The sequence below is a fragment of the Rubinisphaera italica genome (genome assembly GCF_007859715.1).
Classification (GTDB): Bacteria; Planctomycetota; Planctomycetia; order Planctomycetales; family Planctomycetaceae; genus Rubinisphaera; species Rubinisphaera italica.
The window spans coordinates 1,551,100-1,574,121 of the sequence record NZ_SJPG01000001.1 but is presented as its reverse complement, the minus strand read 5'-3'; the positions used below and the strand labels follow the sequence as shown (position 1 = coordinate 1,574,121).

General features: G+C 49.4%; 14 protein-coding genes. 5 read left to right on the top strand and 9 right to left on the bottom strand.

All coding sequences use genetic code 11. The features are described 5' to 3' along the window. Nucleotides 1-695 precede the first annotated feature (695 nt). From Pan54_RS05920 to Pan54_RS05910, 3 genes are all read left to right on the top strand, one after another. On the top strand, nt 696-1,799 hold the full coding sequence (locus tag Pan54_RS05920) for an alpha/beta hydrolase (protein WP_146502630.1): 1,104 nt from the start codon (nt 696-698) through the stop codon (nt 1,797-1,799). A 452-nt stretch (nt 1,800-2,251) separates the two neighbouring features. Next, entirely contained in the window at nt 2,252-3,649 is a 1,398-nt protein-coding gene (locus tag Pan54_RS05915; RefSeq protein ID WP_146502629.1) for a neutral/alkaline non-lysosomal ceramidase N-terminal domain-containing protein, read from the top strand. 119 nt (nt 3,650-3,768) lie between these two features. Further along, nucleotides 3,769-5,079: a Gfo/Idh/MocA family protein gene (locus Pan54_RS05910; protein WP_146502628.1), complete on the top strand. Its 1,311-nt coding sequence runs from the start codon at nt 3,769-3,771 to the stop codon at nt 5,077-5,079. Nucleotides 5,080-5,173: 94 nt separating this feature from the next. Here Pan54_RS05910 and Pan54_RS05905 read toward each other — a convergent pair whose 3' ends face one another. The 4 genes from Pan54_RS05905 to Pan54_RS05890 form a co-directional block, all read right to left on the bottom strand. Next, a complete protein-coding gene (locus tag Pan54_RS05905) occupies nt 5,174-6,304 on the bottom strand; it encodes a leucine-rich repeat domain-containing protein (RefSeq protein ID WP_146502627.1) in 1,131 nt (376 codons plus the stop codon). A 151-nt stretch (nt 6,305-6,455) separates the two neighbouring features. Then, the gene (locus tag Pan54_RS05900) at nt 6,456-7,850 is read right to left on the bottom strand and encodes a DUF1501 domain-containing protein (protein ID WP_146502626.1); all 1,395 of its coding nucleotides are present in this window, start codon (nt 7,848-7,850) and stop codon (nt 6,456-6,458) included. Between the two features lie 51 nt (nt 7,851-7,901). Further along, nucleotides 7,902-10,271 (bottom strand): PSD1 and planctomycete cytochrome C domain-containing protein, encoded by a 2,370-nt coding sequence (locus tag Pan54_RS05895; protein ID WP_165441605.1) that lies wholly within the window; start codon nt 10,269-10,271, stop codon nt 7,902-7,904. A 355-nt stretch (nt 10,272-10,626) separates the two neighbouring features. After that, nucleotides 10,627-12,078 carry a DUF1501 domain-containing protein gene (locus Pan54_RS05890; protein ID WP_242631232.1) on the bottom strand — a complete coding sequence of 484 codons (1,452 nt, stop codon included), beginning with the start codon at nt 12,076-12,078 and terminating at the stop codon, nt 10,627-10,629. A 491-nt stretch (nt 12,079-12,569) separates the two neighbouring features. Here Pan54_RS05890 and Pan54_RS05885 point away from each other — a divergent pair, with 491 nt between their 5' ends. Continuing rightward, complete coding sequence (locus tag Pan54_RS05885; RefSeq protein WP_146502624.1) at nt 12,570-13,544, top strand: hypothetical protein; 975 nt, start codon at nt 12,570-12,572, stop codon at nt 13,542-13,544. A 134-nt stretch (nt 13,545-13,678) separates the two neighbouring features. Beyond that, nucleotides 13,679-14,158, top strand: a complete 480-nt coding sequence (locus tag Pan54_RS05880; protein WP_146502623.1) for a TspO/MBR family protein — start codon at nt 13,679-13,681, stop codon at nt 14,156-14,158. Nucleotides 14,159-14,407: 249 nt separating this feature from the next. Here Pan54_RS05880 and Pan54_RS05875 read toward each other — a convergent pair whose 3' ends face one another. The 5 genes from Pan54_RS05875 to Pan54_RS05860 form a co-directional block, all read right to left on the bottom strand. Next, on the bottom strand, nt 14,408-17,866 hold the full coding sequence (locus Pan54_RS05875; protein ID WP_146502622.1) for an efflux RND transporter permease subunit: 3,459 nt from the start codon (nt 17,864-17,866) through the stop codon (nt 14,408-14,410). Nucleotides 17,867-17,928: 62 nt separating this feature from the next. Then, nucleotides 17,929-19,983: an efflux RND transporter periplasmic adaptor subunit gene (locus tag Pan54_RS05870; protein WP_146502621.1), complete on the bottom strand. Its 2,055-nt coding sequence runs from the start codon at nt 19,981-19,983 to the stop codon at nt 17,929-17,931. Nucleotides 19,984-20,114: 131 nt separating this feature from the next. Continuing rightward, nucleotides 20,115-20,468, bottom strand: a complete 354-nt coding sequence (locus Pan54_RS05865) for a hypothetical protein (protein WP_146502620.1) — start codon at nt 20,466-20,468, stop codon at nt 20,115-20,117. A 117-nt stretch (nt 20,469-20,585) separates the two neighbouring features. After that, a complete protein-coding gene (locus Pan54_RS25730; RefSeq protein ID WP_165441604.1) occupies nt 20,586-21,044 on the bottom strand; it encodes a hypothetical protein in 459 nt (152 codons plus the stop codon). 214 nt (nt 21,045-21,258) lie between these two features. Further along, nucleotides 21,259-22,734, bottom strand: coding sequence for a TolC family protein (locus Pan54_RS05860; RefSeq protein WP_146502619.1), 1,476 nt, complete (start codon nt 22,732-22,734; stop codon nt 21,259-21,261). Nucleotides 22,735-23,022: the final 288 nt, after the last annotated feature.

The window sequence follows — 23,022 nt, the reverse complement described above, 5'->3', positions numbered from 1 at the left end:
ATTCCGGGTTTCATTTGGACCGCGGTTTCAGCAACAAAAAAACCCTGCCGCATACGACGGCAGGGTTACAAAACATCACTCGATTCGTCTTCGCACGCAGGCGAAAGATACGTCATTGACTTTAATGGGCAGATTTCTGCAGGAGCGAGCTTTGTAAGCTGAGTCTCCAGATGCCCATGCGACGGCCCTCGGTCAAGCCAAATGCTTCTTAGTGGCAACCGCATCCGCGGCAGCTGCGGCAGCTGTTACAGCTACGACATGAGCGACAGCTTCGGCAACTACGACATGAACTGCAGCAGCGGCCTTGTGGGGCTTGCTTGTCAGATCGCAATTTGCTGACTTCTTTGACCAGTTTCGTACCCGTTGTTTTTGTGAAAGTTTTCATCGTTCTTCTCGCTTTCGTGGTGGACTAAAATAGTGAGTTTGTTTTGACATTCAGTGATGTCTCATACTCTTACAGCGAAAGAGGAACGTGAACGGGGACAAAATCTTCCCTGGTTTTTTATAAAATCTCAGAACTTTGTCCGAATACCTTCAATTGAATGTGAATTTCACATTCCAGGACATGTCAACAAAATAGTACCGAGCGTTGAAGGACAGGATTTGGTAACTTCTAATTCTCTGAGTCGTATCGAACAGCGGTTTCGACTTCTTGTCATTCGGAGAACCACTAATGCAATTTACGAGGATGTCTAATGTCTAAGCTATTGTCGACGATGCTGATCTGTTTGTTTGGAACTCTGGCAACCGCGAATGCGGAACCGCCAGTTCGCCAATTTGATGCTCCAGGCTCCCCCTCATTCAAAGTGCTGGAAACCGGCGAGAATCCGCCTCTGGATGCGTATGACAATTTTGTGATCGGGCCGGAGTATGTGTCCGCCCCTGAAGGCAAAGTCGCACAAGACGTTCCACGCGGCAAGGTCCAGCAATTTACGATCGATTCCACAGAAACCAAAATTTATAATCCGGGGATTGCCCGCAACGAGTTTGGAACGGTCGATCCGAAGAACCCTAAAACTCTCATCGTCGACACTCACGAAATCGACTATAAGAGGCAGATTACGGTCTACATTCCTGCTCAGTATGAAGCCGGCACAGAGGCGCCGTTTATGGTCTGCCACGACGGCCCCAAAGGGAAACCAAGTATGGAGTTGCCGCGGATTCTCGATAACTTGATCGCACAAAAGCGAATTCCTCCGATCATCCTCATCCAGATCGCTAACGGTGGCGGTGATGCGCAGGGGCATCAACGCGGCAAAGAGTATGACAACATGTCGGCACTGTTTGCCGAATATATCGAAACCGAAGTACTGCCTCGCGTCGAGAAGAATTGCAATGTGAAACTGACTAAAGATCCCGAAGGCCGCGCGGCGATGGGCTCCAGTTCAGGGGGCTCTGCAGCATTGATCATGGCCTGGTTTCGTCCTGATCTCTATCGGCGTGTGCTCACCACTTCTGGTACTTTCGTAAACCAGGCATGGCCATTCGATCCAGAGTATCCCGATGGTGCCTGGGGCTTTCACAGTACAATCATTCCCAACAGCCCCAAAAAGCCGATTCGACTGTTCATATCCGTAGGCGATCGCGACCTGCTCAACCCCAATGTCATGCGCGACGATATGCACGACTGGGTCCTGGCAAACCACCAGATGGCCAAAGTGCTTAAAGACAAAGGCTATGAGTATCAGTATTTATTCTGTCGCAATTCAGGCCACGGCATCCGCAATGCCAAAGAACAATTTCTCCCTCATGCCATTGAATGGGTATGGGCAGGTTACGGTGACAAGAAGATTAAATGATCCGAACTTGAATGTCCAAATCCGTGAACACATCGTTGCGGTCATAGTTCCATCGAAGCTTTCAAAACGACCCGTCACTTGTTTGAGTGGTTCACACATTCGACTCTTGAGTTTACCGAATGACTGACGGAGATTTACGAAGCTGATATGGACACTTCTATTGTTGCCTCCGCAGTAACCCAGATCGCTTTTCTGTCTCGGTGGACAAAGCCCATAAGAGGCATTCCATCTGATAGCCTGTTCTGAAGAGATCTGTTAAGGATTGCACCAACCCGAAAGAAACTTTGGAGGGCAGCCTCGCCATGGTTAACTCGGGCTGGACTTACTAAGTTTTGGAGAATGATCTCCACGTAGCCGTGTTAGCAGACTTGCTGATCGATTTAATGTAAGCTAAATAAATATTGAATTTCGCGTCGCTCGATCGCTGTCGTTTACTGAATAAGGATTCGAGGATGAACTACACGTTACGACTATTTTCACGAGTATTCCCACGGGCTGTTTTCTGTTCTTTACTTCTGTTTTGTTTCGCGGCAAGCAGAGATGTTGAAGCGGCCGAGGGATGGAAAGCGGGTGTTGGGCGGGTTGTCATTACTCCCGAACAGCCGATCTGGATGTCTGGTTACGCAGGCCGAGATAAACCTGCAGAAGGCAAACTGCACGACTTGTGGGTCAAAGCGATTGCGCTCGAAAGTGGATCTGGAAAACGGGCGGTTTTGATCTCCCTGGATCTGGTCGGCATCAGTCGTCAGGTAGCCGAGCAATGGAGCGGGCTGCTTGAGAAGAATTTCAGTTTGAAACGTTCACAGATCGTGTTTTGTACTTCGCATACCCATTGTGGTCCCGTTGTCGGAGAAACACTTTCGTCGATGTATTTTCTCGATGAAGAGCAACAACGCCTTGTAGACGATTACACTGCAACATTGCCTGAGAAAGTCAATCAAGCGGTCGCTGCCGCGATTGAGAATCTACATCCGGCTGCACTCAGTTTTGGAACAGGTACGGCTACGTTTGCGGTTAATCGTCGTGAAAACGTGGAAAAAGATGTGCCAGACCTTCGTGAGGCAGGCAAAGAACTCAAAGGGCCGATTGATCATGCCCTGCCGACGCTGTTCGTGAAAGATACTCAGGGGAAAGTGGAAGCGATTGTCTTTGGCTATGCCTGTCATGCGACCACGCTGGGTTTTTACCAATGGAACGGCGACTGGCCTGGGTTTGCTCAAATCGAACTTGAAAAAGCCTATCCCGGTGCCACCGCCCTGTTTGTCGCTGGCTGCGGTGCCGATCAAAATCCAATCCCCCGCCGGACGGTCGAACTGGCAGAAAAGTATGGTAAAGAAATTGCGGTCGCGGTTGAAAATATTACCGACGAGGACACAAAGCCCTTAGCCGACAACCTTGTAACCAAGTACAAGGAAATTACGATTCCGTTTTCGGAACTGCCAACCCGATCGCAACTGGAAACCGATACGATGTCTTCGGATAAGTACGTCGCAAGCCGCGCGAAAATGTTGCTCAAAACTCTAGATAGCGCCGGTGAACTTTCAGCGACTTATCCCTATCCGATCCAGGTCTGGTCACTTGGAACAGAGACTATCGTTTTTCTGGGTGGAGAAGTGGTTGTCGATTACTCACTGCGATTGAAAGGAGATCTGAATCAACCGGAACTTTGGGTCGCAGGTTACTGCAACGATGTTATGGCTTATATTCCGTCCCGTCGCGTTCTTTTGGAAGGAGGGTACGAAGGGGCACGATCGATGATCTATTACGGCTTGCCTACGGTTTGGGCGCCCCAGGTTGAAAACCTGATTGTTGATCAGGTGAGCGAAATGGTTTCCTCGAATGCGGAATAGATCAAGTGCAGAGACTTGATCTTCTGCTACAATAAGAAGCATAATACTTAACGATAAGTCGATGAACGTAAAAAGCAGACCCACCGTTGTTCTCAATCCTAATTAAAGGAACCCGCCCGATGAGTCCCCGCAAACTACATTTCAGTAGACGTGATTTTCTAAAAACAACATCCGCTGGAGCAGCTGCCATCTCAGCGGGTGTCTGGACGGGAGGAGCGATCGCTGAGCCGACTTCTCCCCTGCAAAAATTAAATATTGGCTGCATTGGAACTGCCAACAGAGCTGCAGCGGATATCGCCGGCGTACATTCGGAAAATATTGTTGCTCTGGTAGACGTCGATAAAAATTATCTGGCACGTAAACTGTCGGAGTTTCCCGACGCACGCACTTATTCCGATTATCGAGAAATGCTCGATGCAGAAAAGGGAAAAATTGATGCGGTCGTCATCGGCACCACCGATCACCATCACGCACCTGCGACCATTCGGGCGATTCGGGCCGGTTTGCATGTTTACTGTGAAAAACCATTAACCCATACTGTCGAAGAAGCTCGGTTGATTTCTCAGGAAGCCAAAAAACACGGAGTGGCCACGCAGCTTGGAACCCAAATTCACGCAGGAGATAATTATCGCCGCGTCGTGGAACTGATTCAGTCGGGTGCAATTGGCGACGTGAATGAAGTTCATGTCTGGGTTGGAAAAGGCTGGGGAGGGGGCGACCGCCCTGAAGAAAGCCAGAAACCACCAGAGACACTGGCGTGGGATTTGTGGCTGGGACCAGCTCCTGAGCGGCCCTTTGCGGCTGGACGATATCACCCCGCTCAGTGGCGACGCTGGTGGGACTTTGGCCAAGGAACGTTGGGTGACATGGGCTGCCATTACATGGATTTACCATTCTGGGCGCTCGGGTTGAGACATCCCACAAGTTGTGTAGCCGAGGGACCGGAAGTGCATCCGGAATCGTGTCCGCATGGATTGACTGTACATTACGAATTCCCAGCTCGTGATACACAGCCCGCTGTTAAACTCACCTGGTACGATGGCAACCAAACTCCCAAAGAAGTTGCCGGCGAACGTGTTCCTGGTAGCGGAGTGATGTTTGTCGGTAGTGAAGGCAAGCTGTTTTCCGGATACAGCAATTATCGCCTCTTCCCTCAGGATAAATTTGCCGACTTCCAAGTTCCCGAGCAAACCATTCCCCCTTCAATCGGACATCATGCCGAGTGGATCAAAGCGTGTAAGGATGGTTCGCCCACGACCTGCAATTTCGATTATTCCGGAGCACTCACCGAAACGGTATTGCTGGGGAACGTTGCCTACCGCGTAGGCGAGCGGTTGGAATGGGATGCTGAAAATCTGCAAGCGACCAATTGTTCCCGGGCAGATCAGTTTATCCGTAAAACCTATCGCGAAGGTTGGGAAGTCAGCTAGAGCATTTTGCTCAGTGATGAAAAAACCGCCGCGGTACTTGCGTATCGCGGCGGTTTTTTATGGTAATTAGCTAATCGACTTTTCGGGCAGACCGTTATTGATCACCCAGATAGTTGAGCTGGATTTCGGTATTGGGAAGTTCTTTTTTCAGCTTCTCAACTCCCGCCTCAGTCACCGCTGTTCGGGTGACCTTTAAGTCTTTGAGGCTTTTCAAGGATTCAAGTTCGGAAAGTCCAGCATCAGATATCGCAGTCGAGCCCAAATGGAGAAACGTTAGATGCTGCATCTTCTGCAAATACGGAAGTCCCGCGTCTGTCAATTGCGTGTTATCCAGATTCAGCCAGGTCAAATTCGTCAGGTCTTTCAAATGAGAGACTCCGCTATCGGTGATTGCGACCCGCCACAAATTCAAACGCTTCAAAGGCAGCATCGTCGCAATCGGAGCCAGATCCTCATCAAACAAGGAACTATTTTCGCTCAAATCCAAATCCTCCAAGTGAGAAAGTTGGGCGATCTGTTCAATACCAGGGCGTGAAACCTGCGATAACTTTGAAACTCGGAGTTTTTTTAGTTGTGGAAATAACATTAACTGCTTGAGATCTTCATCACCGACCAATGTGCTGGCCAGATACAGTTCTTCAAGTCCCTGCAGATTTTTCAATTCTGCCAAACCCTCTCCACTGACCCAGAGAAAATCGAGTAGTAAGGCTTTCAGTCCAGTCAATTGTCCTACGCTCACCATGCCTGCATCGTCGACAGTCGTCGCCCCCGATTGTCCCGATAACCTCAACGCTTTCAAGTTTTTTAATTCGGTTATTGATGCCAATCCCGTGTTGCCGATGCTGCAATCTCTCAGATCGAGATTCTTCAAAGTTGTGCATTTTCCGATCGGTTTCATGCCCTCATCACTGAGGTTCGACTCATTAAAAAGCAGCGACTGCAGGTGGGTCAACTCCGGTAGCTTATTCAGAATTTCCGGTTCAACCTGCTGCTTCCGGAAATCGATTTGTGTAATGAACCCCTCTGCATCCTTTTCCACTTTCGCGCCTGAGGCTTCAATAGACGCAACCGTTTCTGAGTTGTCCGCTGGCATTTTTGCTGGAGCGGTCGCCGTTGGCGTAGCGGTTTTATCTGAGGGTTTTGCTTCAGACGGTTGAGGTTCATCGGCAGGCTTGCAGCCGGAAACAATCATCCCCAGCATAAGTAACATTCCAAAATACTTCATCGCAAATCTAATTCCTACTATTGTAATTATGTGTAATCTTGCGGCAACATCCAAACGAAAGAGACTTCGACGAACATTTCCCGCTAAAAGTTCGTATTCCAAGTATTATTTTCTATCCACCGCATAACTCTCTGACTATTGATACGACAAATTAACTCATGATTTCATGAACCACGCGACCATGGACATCCGTTAGACGGAAATCCCGGCCCGCATGTCGATACGTCAATCGTTCATGATCCAGCCCCAGCAAATGCAGAATTGTGGCATGCAAATCGTGAACGTGGACCTTGTCTGTGACAGCCTTGAATCCGAAATCGTCAGTTTCTCCGTAAGTCATTCCACCTTTTACTCCTCCTCCGGCCATCCACATTGTGAATCCGTGATGGTTATGATCTCGACCGTTGCCATTTTCAGACGTCGGAGTTCGGCCAAATTCACCACCCCAGACAACGAGCGTATCATCCAGCAATCCCCTTTGTTCAAGATCATTCAACAAAGCCGCAATCGGCTGATCAATATCCTTGCACAGCTTCGGGACTTTCTCGTTGTGGCCACTATGCGTGTCCCAGGGTTGGCCATTACCATAGTAAACCTGAACGAAGCGAACGCCTCGTTCCACCATTCGTCGAGCCAGGAGGCAACCATTTGCAAAATGACCACTGCCATACGCTTCGCGAGAGGCCTTCGATTCTCGATTCAAATCAAAGGTAATATTCGCTTCAAATTGCATCCGGTAGGCAGTCTCCATCGCTTCTGTCCGGGCATTTAAATCCGATGTGTTCTTACGAGATGCGAGATGGTCTGCATTGAGTTGTCCGAGCAGGTCCAGTTGTTCGCGTTGAATGCTGTGATCCCAGTTTGTGTTCTTCAAATTGGGCAACATCTTATCGGGTTCAATCGTCGAATGATTGACATAGGTCCCTTGATACTTTGAAGGTAAAAATGCGCTATTCCATAAGATCGAAAAACGGACCGGACGTCCCGGGCACAAAACGACATACCCTGGCAGGTTATTGTTCTCACTCCCTAATCCATACAGCATCCAGGCTCCCATGCTCGGACGTGTGGGTATGATTGTGCCATTATTCATCTGCAGGAGAGCTGGACCATGGTTCGGATTGTCGGCATGCAGAGATTTAAGGACGCAAATCTTATCGATATGATTACTCAGCTTCGGCAATAATTCACTGACAGGCACACCGCTTTCGCCGCATTTGTTAAACTTGAACGGCGAGGGAAGCAATCCACCGGTAGGCCGTTCTGTGAGCAGATCTGCACCTTCAGGTCTTGTACCTGCATATTTTTCGAGTGCCGGTTTGGGATCGAACAAATCAGACTGATACGGTCCGCCATTCATAAATAAGTGAATCACACGTTTTGCTTTCGGGAGAAAATGGGCTCCCGGAGCAGCGAACGAATCGGAGGCTGCAAGTTCAAGAGGCATTCCCATCAGATGGGCGGCTCCCAATCCCCCAGTGACTCCACTGATGTGCTTCAGAAATCGCCTTCGTTCAACTGATTTATTTTGTTGTTGAGTGTTCATATGGAAAACCTGCGTGATGGGATTGTATTTTGATGAGCACTTTGAATTCAGTTAATCAATAAAAATAAATTCATTCGAAGCCAGCAAAACATGAACGTATTGTTGCCATCGCTGCCGATAGACTTCCTCTTTCGTATCGCCAATGTAAGTAAGCCCCAGGTTCAGTTCTCGTTCGGTAGGTTCGCGTGAGAACAATAGCCAATAAGCTTGTGTGATTCTGGTCCGATCATCCTCTGAAGACTCTGAAAAGATTCGATAGACGATTTGTTTCGACTGTTCTGCCAGTAACTCTCCATTCAGGGCGTACAGTCCCTGGAGTGCAGTCGTAGTCGATGACCGCATGGGACTATGCTGTGTCGGATCCGGGAAGTCATGGATCATGAATGTCGGTGACATATCCCGTCTGTTGATCGTGGCATACAATGTTCTACGAAAGTTATTTTTGTCATCAAGTGCGACGGATGGTCCTCCCAAACTCGGATTAAGGCTACCACTGATGAGTAACATGGCATCGCGCCACTCTTCGAATCCAAGCCTGCGACGGTTCATATGAGAGAGAAAACGATTTCCAGGATCGATCTGGGCTACGTTTGAATTGGAGTTCGTTGATTGCTGCCACGCAGCTGAGAGCAGAATTTCGCGATGAAGCTGCTTAATAGACCAGCCTTGTGAGATAAATCGTGCGGCTAAATCATCCAGCAATTCAGGATGAGACGGCCGTTCCCCTTGACGGCCAAAGTTACTTGGCGTGCTAACAAGTCCTTGACCAAAATGCGCGAGCCAAATTCGGTTGACGATAACACGAGCCGATAGCGAAGCCGCCTCTGTTGTAATCGAATTTGCCAACTCCAATCGCCCGCTTCCCTGCTGATACGGCTCAGGTTCCTGGGTCAACACGGTGAGAAATCGGCGAGGAATCACAGGGCCGGGTCTGTTGGGGTTCCCTCTGATAAACGAAGGAAGATCACGAGGTTCCGCACGATATTCCATGCGAGTTCCGTCCTGTGGAGTTTTCCCGGCACGAACAACATAGGTCGATTCTTCGGCCAGGGCATTCGCCAGCGGTGTCTCGTAAAAAGGCGTGGAAGCTTTTATTTCCTTAATCCTGACGACAAGTTCGTCGATCTTTCCCTGAGGTATCGGCTTTTCTTTTTTCAACTTCGCAATCTCTGTTTCCAGTTTGCCGACTTCTTCCTTCGCGAGCCGCACGGGTTCGTACTTTTCTTCACTGATCAAAGGACGCTCAGCGAACCGAGTACTGGCAAAAATTCCAGCCAGGGCGTAGTAGTCATCGGCACTAACAGGATCGAATTTATGGTCGTGACAACGTGCACAGGCGACAGTTAATCCAAGAAATGTTCGAGAAACTGCATCGACTCGTTCCTCCCACTCATCAGCGACAATAACTTTTATGATTTCGCATGGCAGCTTCAGTTCTTTCCAGTATGTTGGGCTGAGGCTCAGGAACCCAAGGGCAGGCAAATCCTCCGGTCCTGTCTCTGGCATTAAGTCTGTTGCGAGTTGACGTCGAACAAATTCGTCATAGGGCATGTCTGCATTGAATGCATTGACGACCCAGTCACGGTAAAGATGCGCCTGACTGGTTTGCGGCAGCCAGCTGGCTGTTCGATCGGTGTACCTCGCCAGATCTAACCACCATCGTCCCCATTTCTCACCATACCCAGGAGTACTTAAGAGTTGATCCACCAGTCGCGAATAAGCCTCACTCGAATCATCATTGATGAAATTGTGAACCTGTTCGCGAGTGGGCGGTAAACCGATAAGATCAAAACTGAGGCGTCTTATCAGCGTGGCGCGTTCAGCTCTCAGAGACGGTTTGAGTTCATTTTGCTCCATAGCCGCCAATAAGAAATTATCAATTCGAGTCTGTGGCCAATCTGGACTATTAACATTGGGAAGATCCTGCTGTTGCACAGGCTGGAACGACCAATGCTTACGACCTTCTACAAAATCGATAGATCCGTTTGTTTGTGATGGCTCGTCTGATGATGGCGGAAAATAAGCCCCCTGTGCGATCCACTGTCTCAAGTGATCGATCTCTTGCTCGGGCAGCTTTCCCTTCGGCGGCATCTGTATATCGCCATCGTAGAGGACGGACTCGATCAGCAGGCTCTCGTCTGGTTTTCCTGCAACCAGAATCTCACCGCTGTCCCCGCCCTCGGCAATTGAACTGGCACTGTCGAGGCGTAAACTTCCATGGATCGTTTTGGCTTGAGACGAATGACAGGAGTAGCAATGTTCGCTAAGCAATGGGCGAATTTTTCGCTCGAAGTATTCGAGTTGATTAGCTTCCGAAATTGGCTGTTCCGCAATAGAAAATTCCGTATAACCCAATATCACAATCAGTAAAGAAAACGCGTGTTTCAATTGAAGATACTGAGAACAATTGAGGAGAGGCATCAATTTGGTATTTCCCATTACAAAGGCAGGTGGGACATTAGATTGACGATCGTCACAAAACGCTTGTGGTTCGATGGTGAGGTACTCATATTGTCTTTAATTCATCCTCAGATTGCAATGTAGGTTGGGGCTTAAGGATAGGGTTACCTGAATATTCGATTTGTCAGAATTGACAAAAAGATGCTCTATGGATTGTCCACTGGTGTGGAATGACCGTAGTCTTCGAGATCAAAGGTTTTACGATGGACTTTGAAAACGATGCAAAAGAAATTCTCGTAAACGTACGAGTGCCATAGTGCCTGGCCCCAGCCCTGCATTATTTTGCTCATTGAGAAAACAGGGATTGAAACCGCTTTCAGACAAGTTCAGACAACGGTTGCCCGTTTTCTTGCACGGCAAAACGGGGACGTCCTTGATGATCGAGGTATTGCGTATCCAGTGGGACATCCATGTGCCGGTAGATCGTCGCTGCAAGATCACCCGGAGTAACGGGACGTTCGGCAATTTCGCCGCCATCTTCACTGCTGGCCCCAATCACCTGACCATGCCGGAACCCCCCGCCCGCCAGACACATCGACATTACCGATGGCCAGTGGTTGCGGCCATCTTGGCTGTTTTGAGTTCCCATGTTCGGTGTCCGCCCGAATTCCCCCATCGCAATAACGAGCACATCATCAAGCAGGCCTCGTTCTTCCAGATCAGACACGAGTGTGGTCAACAGGTGATCAAACAATGGAAGCAACGGCTTCAGGCCTTTGGTAATCCCCCCATAAACTCCACCGGGAATGCCATGATTGTCCCAAGTGCCAGAAGCGGTATGATGACTTAAATCCAGCGTGACATAACTGACGCCAGACTCAACAAGCCGCCGGGCCAGTAAGGCCTGTTGACACCAGAGATGATCGCCGTATCGTTCGCGAACGCTCTCCGGTTCCAGAGACAGATCGAACGCCTGCTTCGCCTTGCCGCCAAGCACGAGATCGTAAGCCCGCTGCTGATAGGCATCGAGTGCCATCTGCGAACCGTTCAAATCGAGACCTCGCTGCAAATTATCCAGGTCCTGCCGCAACGTATGACGATCAAGCAAGCGTTCATGATTCAATCCTGCTGCGAGATTGAATAAATCTGCCCTGGAAGTTTTGTTGAGAGGTTTCCCCAACAGGTCGTACTGCGGTAATTCTGCGGCTAAATTGCCATTAAATGGATCGTACTTCTTACCCAGATATCCGCCCCAGGCGACATGCGAGTGGTGTTTGTGAAACGTGACATAAGGGGGAATATCAAGTCGACCGTTGTCTCGATGTCGGGCAACGATTGACCCGATCGCAGGGAACATATGCCCGTTCTTCTTAGTCCTGGGAGCAGCATCCCGGTGACCGGTTTGCATCACTTGATTCGGCTGATGACTGCTACGTTCAGAGTCGACCGAGCGGATGAGGGTAAATCGATCCATCATCGCGGCCTGCTTGGGAAGATGTTCACAGATGAAAATGCCAGGGACCTTGGTTTCGATGGTCGAAAACGGTCCTCGGTTATTCAGCGGGCGGTCCGGTTTCGGATCCCAGGTATCAATATGGCTCGGGCCGCCAGTCATCCAGAGTAGAATAACACTCTTTTGCCGCATTGGCTGTCCAGCCTGACTCGCCTCAACCCGCAGTTGCTGTAGTGCCGGGAGCGACAATCCCCCCAACCCGGCAAAGCTGGCTTTGAGCATATTACGACGACTGAAGACACACAGGCCTTCCTGTTCATGAGGATGGAAACTCGTGAAGGCGTGATTATTGTGCTGAAGTTTACGGCAGGGCACGGCGTTCGTCCTTAATGGGGGGACGCGAAGCTGAGCGCTTCGATAATTCTTTTTAATGTTTCCGCAATCAACTTACAAGGTTTCTTCAGTCGTTTTAGCTCGCCAGATCTCTGCACGGCCTGAGCATGACGACAATAACATGGCCAACCAATCGATGCCGATAGACAATTCTGACCTATGAGCAAACAAACTTGCCTCAGGCATCAGCTGGAAAAGGCATTACTCGATTCCTCAAACCTCATTCAGAATCGGAACGTGGAGAGATTCTGCGTCTTGAAGCAAAACCAATGGTCGGCTGTTCTCCAATGGCGGCCCCTGGATGACAACGTCAAAGTCTTCAATCTGATTCTGAAGATGAAATTGAATCAACTGGAATTGCCCGATGTTGTTGCTTTGATGAATAGCCTTAAGAATAGTTTTGTCGACCTCAGTAAAATAACATAGAATTTAAGTTTCGACTCTGACATTCCCATGAAAGGAGAACCGTATTCATGAGCAGCAGCTTTGATCGTAGAAGTTTTGCAAAGCGCGCTTCTGCCGCAATGCTAGGCGGAATGATGGGCGGTCGTCTGTTCGACCTTCCATCCTTACTTGCCGATGAAACGGACAAACCAGACAAACACCTGGTTTTACTCGGGCTGAATGCACTCGCGAGGTGCCATGAAATGAACTATTTCGTGGATGGTCATCGCGGAGCGAGCATGATCTCCGCGCATCTTTTGTGTGAGGACAATCATCTTGACGCCGGTTGCACGTCGCGAATCTCTGAACTGTTTGATCTGAATTGGGCAAAGTCAAAGCTTTGCCAGCCTTTTCCCGAGGCCGATCCCGACCCTAAGGCGATCGAGAAGATTGGCACCGCGCTCGCCGAAGGTGGCACCGTGCTTCGACAAGTCGGACACAACGTAATCTTTGCGATGCTGGCAATAAAGGGGTTTCGCATGCTGCCGGAAGCAGCGACTCCGGAACGAGTCGACGGAGTCTGTGCGTTGATCCGCTCGTTTACGCCATGGCACGACATCGATCCAGACCCGTCCGTCGACCCGCCTCTTTTCACTGATGAAGCCGCCTCAGCCAGGTTCATTTTGAACGAAGCCAGCGAATCGATTGATCGTTTCGTCGGATACGGCCAGGGTTTCGCGGGCCATATGCTGACGTTTGGTCAGGCACTTGTCGAACTCGCCGCGATGGGCGACGTAGAATGGGCCGAAAGCTGCCGTGTTGCGTTTCGTAAGTATGTGACCGTTACGCGGCTCGGTCCCGACGCGGACTCGCGACTCATTCCCGATCACAAACCGAGCAAACTGCGACCATCGGAATCGGAGTACTGGGAAAGGCGAGGAGACAAGTCCGTCGGCATTGGTCACGTATTTAAGTATCCGTATGGGTATTATGATCTGGTTCGAAGAGCCGACGATCCAGAATTGGCCGCCAGATTGGACGCAAAAGCGTATCATCTCTTTTAGAGCATATTCAAATATTACCTGCAGCGTTTTTAGGACATTTTGTGTCCAAGCGACTGCAGAAACCATTTAAAAATGGTCTAAAGCATTTAGTTATGCTCTAATTGCTTGATTCAATAATCATCAAGGAAATCTTTGTGACAAGTCGTACTCGTTGGATTGGTCTATTGGTCTTCATCGTTATCTGTGTTGGCGCAGGCGGCTTGGGTGCGATTGCCACCACTCCCGAGATCGAAGGCTGGTACAAGACAATCATCAAGCCCTCCTGGAATCCGCCTGGCTGGATTTTCGGTCCCGTGTGGACGACGCTCTACATCATGATGGCAATCGCGGCCTGGCTGGTTTGGAAACAGGCAGGATTCAAGGCTGCCAAATTGCCTCTGACTACATTTGCCATTCAACTGCTGCTAAATGTTGGCTGGTCATGGATCTTCTTTGGCATGCACCAACCGGGTTGGGCGTTTGTGGAGATTATCTTTTTGTGGCTGGCGATTTTGACGACGACAATCCTCTTCTTCGAAAAGTCTGTAACTGCCGGAGGTTTAATGGTGCCGTATCTGGCGTGGGTCAGTTTTGCGAGCGTGCTGAACTTCACGATCTGGCGATTGAATCTTTGATAGAAAAGTTAGCTCAGCTTGATGCTGAGTTGTCGTTATACTCTTGCGACAACGACTAAAGAACACAGAAAAAGAACGCCGCCAACGCCGATGTTTCGATGACCCGGGAGGACCAGCAATCCTACCTGAAGAAATACGAGGCGAAGCTGGCGAGTCCGCAAGAAGTACCTAATCAAATCACCACACGAACTGTTCGAACCCAAAACCCATGCATTACAAAATTGAATCTACCTTCAATTATTCAACACTCTATTTCATACCCTCCCAATGATGATCGGACAATCCTAAGTTCATTTTCAATTCTTTGAATCCTGAATAGACAATGGGGACGACGAATAATGTCAGCAGTTCGACGGTCATGCCTCCGATGACGGGCCAGGCCATGGATTTGGCAACGTCTGATCCGCGTCCGGTCGAATAGATGATTGGTAAGAGTGCAATGATTGTGGTGAACGTAGTCATCAGGCAGGGGCGGATTCTCTTCATTCCGGCTTCCAAAGTAGCAGCGCGGATGTCTTCGATTGTTGCCAGTCGCTTGCGGGTAAAAACCTGGTCGAGATAGGTGGCCATCACGACTCCATCATCGATAGCAATTCCAAATAAAGCGATGAAACCGACCCAGACTGCAGTGTTGAGTTCAATCGCATTGATCGCCAGACAGATCATGCCACCGGCAAACGCAACCGGGATTCCTGCAAAGACGGCCATCGATATCGGTATGTGACGAAACTGAAGATAAATAATGAAGAGGTTGACCAGAATCACCAGAGGAATGACCCAGAGCAGTCTTTGATTGGCTTCGATTTGATTCTGAAACGAACCGACCGGCTTCAAGGCATATCCGGTCGGGAGTTCGAGCGTTCCTTCTTCCTGTGCCTGAAGTAATGCCTGCTCGACAGCTTGAACTGTTTCCAGATCGCCCTGTGATCCTGAGGGAGAAAATGAAACGTGAGCGACAAGGCGGGCGTCCTCACTGTTGATGACTCCCGGCCCCCAGGTGGTTGTCATTGTCGAGAGTATCGATAAGGGAACAACTTCCCCGGAATGCGTAACGACTGGCAGTCGATCGAGCTCGTCAAGTTTTTCCCGCAGGCTTCGCTCGTAACGAACCCGAATGGGATATCGTTCCCGTCCTTCAATTGTCGTCGTGATATTCGATCCACCCAATGCCGTTTCGATGACCTGATTCACCATTGCTGTGGACATGTTATATCGAGCCGCGGCCTCCCGATTGACTTCAAATTCGACATACGGTTTTCCGAGAACAATATCAGGATTGACCGTTCCCCCATTCACCTGTGGCAAGGTTTTGAGAAACTCAGAAACCTGCAGGGAAGCCTTGGCAAGTCCATCCAGATCGGAGCCATAAATGCGAATCGCCATTGAGGCTTTGATGCCACTCTGCAGCATTACGACTCGTCCTTCAATTGGCTGAAGGGGAGACGCTGGAGTCACACCTGGCAGTGTGGCGACAGCATTGATTTGATCCCAGATGTCCATAGTCGTAACCCCCTCTCGCCACTCAGACTGGGGCTTGAGCATGACATACGTTTCAATCATTGCTGCAGGTGCAGGATCGAGTGCGGATTCGACGCGGCCAATTTTTCCCAGCACATTTTCAACTTCAGGAATTTCACGAATGAGAGCATCCTGAGTTTGCAACACCTCCATCGCCTGCGAAAAACTGGCAGCAGGGTAAAGAGTTGGCATATAGAACCAGCTCCCCTCGTCCAGTGCGATCCAGTCATCGGACTTTAGTCCCGTCATGGTGTGTTTGGCATCGACATAGCCGGGAACTTGATTGAGATCGGCCCCGAGAGTCTTCGATGCTGATTCGAGCGGTTGAAGAATGGTTGGCAATCCAATCCAGGCACCAATTCCCAATGCCATAATGAGCAAAGGAACACTCAGGAAACTGAATTTATATTTCAGAAATAAGCGTAATGTTGGTTTATAAATCCAGAGGATGAATCGACTGACGGGATTCTCGTCCACCGGCCTTAATCGTTCTCCCAAAATCCAGTAACCTACCAGACAGGACAAAATTGATGATCCGACCACGAAAACAATGAACGGAATATGGAAAGAGTGAGCCAGGGTTTGTCCCATCATTCCAGCAAACCAGGCTCCGACAATTCCGAAACTGAGGCTGAACAGAATGCGGTATTTGAATTTCAATTGAGTCGAAGTCAAAAACACGCGACTGAGCAGCGGCACTATTGTAATCGCCACAATCAATGCGGCAATTATCGAAAAGGTTTTCGTCCACGCCAGTGGAGCAAACAACTTGTAGTCGCGCCCTGTCAACATAAAGACGGGCAGGAAACTGATGACTGTTGTCATGACGGCAGTCAGGACCGCCGGTGCCACTTCACCTGCAGCTTCGCTGATGAGTTGAACTCGCTGTTCTCGACCGCCGGGACGCCCTTCTCGTTCCCAGCCGGCCAGGCGATCGTAAATCGTTTCGGAAACGATAATTCCCATGTCGACCATCGTGCCAATAGCAATCGCGATTCCAGCCAACGACATGATATTGGCATCGACCCCGAAGAGATACATCGCAACAAATGCAAACAGGACTGCAATTGGTAAAGTGATTGCCACAACCAGACTGGCTCGAAGATGCAGTAGAAAGAACAGAATGACCAGAGCAGTGATCATCACTTCCTGGGTGAGGGCTTCAGTGAGTGTGGAAATCGTTTCGTTAATCAAGCCGGTACGATCATAAATAATGCGTACTTTAACGCCATTCAAACTTGGCTCAATCTGTTTGATTCGTGCTTTAACACGATCGATCACTGTGCGAGGATTTTCTCCGAATCGCATCACTACAACGCCGCCAACTGCTTCGGATCCGTTGAGATCTATAGCACCCCTGCGAAACTCTGGGCCCAATTGGACATGACCCAGGTCGCGGATTCGCAGCGGGATACCGTCTTGTGAACGAACGACTGTTTCTTCGATATCTTCAACAGCCTGTGCAGGATCTTGATCGGCTCCAATGAAACCGCGGCCGCGGATGATGTATTCCATCCCACCGGATTCCACAGTTTTCGCGCCAACATCAACATTCGATTTCTTAACGGCTTCCACAAGTTGATCCAGGGGAACATTGTGAAAACGGAGTTTGTCAGGATCGATCTCAATTTGATACTGCCGCACATACCCACCGACACTGGCGACTTCACTCACCCCGGGAACCGCTTGCAGTTCATATTTGACGACGAAATCCTGCAGGCTGCGAAGTTCGGCCAGATTCGTGTCGTCTGTGGGTTCCAGAACATAATACAGAACCTGTCCTAATCCTGTGGCATCTGGACCGAGCGTAGGGACAACACCATCAGGGAGCATCGCTCCAGCGGTTCCTAATTGTTCGGCAACTCGGGAGCGTGCCCAATAAAAATCTGTACTGTCTTTGAATGTCACTTGAACAAAGCTGTATCCGAAAAGACTTTTGCCGCGCACGGACTCTGCATCCGGAACGGCCAACAGAGCGACTGAGAGTGGATAAGTGACCTGATCCTCAATATCTTTCGGGGAGCGACCTGGCCAGGCGGTGAAGACGATCACCTGATTCTCGCCGATATTGGGAATCGCATCGATCGGGACATGCTGCACGGCATACCATCCATAACTCACTCCAATGATGGCCAGGACGAGCATGATGATCGGTTCGCGAATACAAAATGAGATCAGTGCCTTTAACATTCGATTCAATCAATACTCGTGTTTTTTACTCGATGCCTTATCTGTCACTACTAGCAGAATGGTCATTCCTGCTCAGATTTCTCGTTCGTCTTCTCCGAGTTATTGGCTTCATCAGTAATTGGGATGGTCCTTACTAATTCGCCACAACGAAGCATTTCTTCACCGTAATAGGGATTTCGTAATTGCCCTTCTGATTGAAGCCAGTCCCCTTCCCCTTGCTTAACCATCGGGCAAAAGAAATGCTGAAAGGACTGCCTGGCCTGCTCTCCTCGGACCTTGGTGGAGAGAGTTAATATCACATGACTGATCTGTTTGAATTTCTGACGGGAAGCTTCAAGTTCCAAATGATTCAGATGGGGACTATTCTCAGCGATGATCTCAATCTGCTGTTTAACCTCATCGTTCAGGGATTCGTCCTGTGAAAGTTCTGCTGCCAGTTGTGACAATATTGAGACTGACGATTCTTGCGGAAGCTTGTCCTCGGAATATGTTTTTTGTACCTCGAAATAAGATTGATAGAGCTGTTCGAGTTTTTCTCCAGTCGCCCCTTCAATCTTAGCGACGTTGATTTCTTCGAACTGCATCGGAGTGTTACGGAAATTCTCTTTGGGTTTTACGGTATAGCGAGTTGGATTAATCAAGCTTGGTTTGCCAGCCAGTTGCATTTGCGAATCAATGAGGAAATTACCAGAGGTGGCAACCTGTTCGCCAACCTTCAATCCTTCCAGGACGATTGCCTGTTCTTTCAAAATGTTTCCAAGAACAACGCTGCGTAATTCAAATCGTCCCGGTTCTGTTTCCACATAGACGACACTGTCGTTGCCTGCCATTAATAAGGCAGAGCGTGGAATAACGACGGATTTCGGTTGAGCGACTGGTTGATCGGCATATCCATAGCGTGATGTTGGAACGAGCTTCATTCCGCAAATAGGGCATTCCCCCGGCTCTTCTCGAATAATTTGTGGATGCATCGGACTGATCCATTTTCCCGCAAGTCCTTCATCATAAACTGTTCCTTGAGGACCAATCGGAATTGTCAGTTGAGCCTTGGCATAATCGCCGGGACGCAACCGTCCTTCTTCATTGCTGAATTCGACACGTACCCCTACCGTCCGGCTCTGTTCATTAACAGTGGGATCGATAAATGCGACTCGACCTGTGCGAGTTTCGCCAGGCAAAGAGGTCAACTCGGCTTCCACAATTTGTCCGAAGCGAATCCGGGAGGCATCTTCCGGATAGAGTTCGAGCATCAGCCAGACGGTTGAGAGATTTGCAATCCGGTAGATAGGCTCTCCAGCAGAAAGATATTTGCCTTCCTCGGCCAGTTTCTCGATTACTGTCCCACCGATCGGGGCAAAAATGGTGAGCCGGGATTGAGCTTTGTTCGTGGTTTCCAGTTCGGTCAGTTGTTCGTCTGTCATACCAAGCTCGACAAGTCGTTGCCGAGAGTTTTCGGCTAACCGGGTTTGAGCATCCCGTACAGACTCCAGAACCGAATTACTACTTTTTTGCAAGGCTCGTTTGGATTCCAGATATTCAACCTGGGCCGCATACAATTGAGGACTGTAGACGACTGCCAGATGATCCCCCTCCTGAACCTCTACTCCTGTGTAGTCTGCAAACAGACGCTCGACTCGCCCATCTATGTAAGAAGCAATCGTCGCTTCGCGGCTTTCATCGATTTGAATTTCACCAATCGTATTCAGAAAACTTGAAACCGTCTGCTGCTGGACTTCGGCAGTCTGAATATTCGCCAGACGGCGTTGAGCCGGTTCAATGTTGACTGCAAATTCATCCAAGTCCTCTCCTGTTTTCGCAGCGGGAACTAACGCCATTCCACAAATGGGACAACGACCTTCTCCGGGCTGGCGAATCTGAGGGTGCATCGGGCAGGTGTAACTCTTCTGAGAGTTTCCAGCCGAGTTCCCCCCTGCACCAAAACTTCCAGATTGAATCCAACCTGTTCGTTGAGCCAGTCCCAGTAACAGGATCAGCAAAATGCCTGCTGCGAAAAATAATCCCACATTCAAGAACCGCAAAATCCACCATCCCCGCGAACGAGCCGCTTGCTGAGGCCGCTCTCCAGATGAGTTGTTGTCAATGGATGTGCTGTTCATGATTCTGCTCTTAGAAACGATAAACGTGAAGGAAAGGAGCGACTGACTGAAAACACAAAACCAGCTTTGGACCGTGCCGGGAAAGGTCCCAGCCAGTCGCTCGACGCATCAAATCTTCATTTGATTTTCACTCAGGAAGCAGTATCAGCATCTTTGTGCTCTTTTTCCTGAGCTGCAGCCAACTTGGCGGCTTTCTCTTCATCGGAGAGAGCCTCCCATTTCTCGTCACAGCCGTCGCAGCAGAAACCAATGGTCTTGCCATTCCATTCTGTCATGCCTCCTTCGGCGGTCACTTTGCCCCCCATAATCGGGCAATATTCGTTGGCGGTTTTGAAACCCGACATCTCCATACCATGGTCGTGATCGTCATGGTCATGCTCTCCCATGGTCGAATCTCCAGCAGGAGGATTCGTGGGAGGAGTGTCAGCTTGAGTGCAGCCAATGACTGCGGTCGAGAGAATCATCAGAAAAATAGAACTGCGCATGGCAAAATCCTTGCAATAAATGAGGTAATTTGACGGACCGGAAGCCCGAAATTCAGTAAGAGCGGAAGACAGATCTCAACATAAGACTGTCGTCACATGAAGCAGTAGTATCAGTGTTTAAGTTTGCCAGACACAAAAAACAATTTGCCGAAATCCCGGCAATATCGTTTGATTTTCCATCACAAATGAGCGGATGGAATTCATCTGAATCAATGTCGTTGATTCGACATTCGGTAATAACATTCCCAAAACACTGGAGAGCTGATCGCTCGTTGGAGTCGTGGAAGAATTGACTGGGGGAACAGAGAGCGGTTCCGCATCTCCGCAATGACAAATAGAATCTACCTGCAAGCCTGATGTTGCCTCATGCTCAGACGTTTTCTGACAATGAGAACACCCCGCAGGACTGTTTGGAGATCCCTGCTTTTGACAACAACAGCTGGACGCTTCCGGGTTGGCACAGCAGATTTGCCCCGACTCTGAACAATGACATACCGCAGCTTGCGCAGGGAATACTGCTTGCACAAGCAGCATCAATGCTGTGAGGGAGCCAGTGATGTAGCGAGACCAGTTCACAAAATACCTGCAGAAAGAGTTTCGTACCTTTCTGAATCGTATCTGCCGAATCCCAACTGTCAACAGGCAAGAGTGAATTACACCGCCAGCACTTCCTGCCGTAACCAGATCGCTTTCATGTTATAGACAGAGGGCTCATACATAATGTTTTCAACATGACATGATGTCCGTAGTGTCGTTGAAAGAGAATTGCAATGTCGTCAATGCGTGATGATTACGGTGCGGCATGCTTAAGCGGTACCGGGACACCGGCCGCTTGTTGAATCTTGGCATTGGCGATGGTCAGGTCGCTGATGGCTTTATGATACCCCAATTCGAGCGTGAACAGATTCCGATAGTCGCGAATAACGCGATCAAACTCGACGACACCATTGATGTAAGCATCCTGGTCGGCTGCCAATGTTTGTTCGGCTTGTGGGAGAATCGAGCTCTTATACAAATTGGCGGTTTCAGCCGCTCGTTGGGATTCCGTCACCAGATCGAGCAGCATGGCATCATATCGATTCAACAACTCCTGAACGCTATTGTGAGCCGCCTGATGCTTCCATCCGGCTTCATTCTTTATCGCATCATACTTATCCCGCCAGATCGGAATGCTGACCTGAGCCCCCAGCGCCCAGGGATCTTCTCCGACGTTGACGAACGGGCTGGGGGGACGATTATCATCTGTAATGAAGTAACTGGCCGAAATCATGAATTCAGGACGTCTCATCAGTCGAGCCACTTCAATTCCCCACTCGGTGGCCTGAGTACGCAAATGAGCCGCTTGAATTTCGGGCTGCTCATTCAATGCGATCTGAGTCACTTCCTGAAGCGACCACTCGGGCTTGAGGATATCGAGCTTCGCTGGAGGTTTAATTGGCGTGCCTGCTGGTCGTCCAGTCAGCCGATTCAACTCGGAAACAACAGACTGCTTTTGCTGACGAAAGACCAGCAACTGTTCTTCAAGTTTCGAGTATTCCACAGTAGCAAGCAGAACATCTCCCTGACTGGCTTTTCCGATGGAGACTCTCGAATTCGCCACATCAATCAGAGATTCCAGTAGCAATTGATTCGCCTGTGTGATTTCAATCTGCTGTTCAATCAGATACAGCCTGGCCCATTGTGTTTGCACGGCTGCGATCACGCGCAATCGCTCGGCTGCATACTCCGCACGAATAGCCATCGCCTCAAAGCAGGCCCGTTGCTGCTCGGCGTTTAATCGGGAAAGCCAGGGAATTGTCTGACTGAGAGACATGTTGGCTTGCTGAGATCCCGAAGCTGTTTCAATCGGATTACCAAAAACATTGGCGCCCAGTTTGGGATCCGGGAGTTTGTCGACATAATGCGAACGTGAAGCAGCAGCCTGGTATTCCCGATAGAGTCGGATCAGTTTCGGATTCTGATCGACAGCGAGTGACTCCAGAAAAATCCGCTCAGAATGTGAATCTGAAAGAGAAGTTGAAGCATTTTCATTAATTGAAAAAGCTTCATCAATTGATAGTGTTTCAGTGGTTTGTATCTGCTGTGGCGGAGAGTCTTCTTTCAATCCGACCAGGGTAATGCTGGAGGAGTCTTCAGCAGAGGCGACCACACTATCAGGAGGCATCACGCGAGGATTTTCGTCAGAGACGACGGAATTCTGTTTTCCGGAAGCTGAACAGCCTGCGATCCCCAATAGGAGAACGAAATACAGAAATCGTACAGGCATAACGGCTCGCTGAATGGACTAGAATGCAAAACCAGATCGCCGTTGCATATTACGCAATGACAAAATGGGATTTGCAGTAATTTCAAGCGGCACGGTCCACTAATACTTTCGGCACGATTGTCATAATGGTTGAGATCGATCCCACATTCCAATGCCCGAAGCCTGATGGATCGTCTGGACGTAACGATTATGACGATGTTTCACATAACAGTTGGCTTGATTCACGTCTGAATGAGCAAACCGGATATTATACAACATCCTTTGGAAAATTCTGAAAGCGTTGAATAC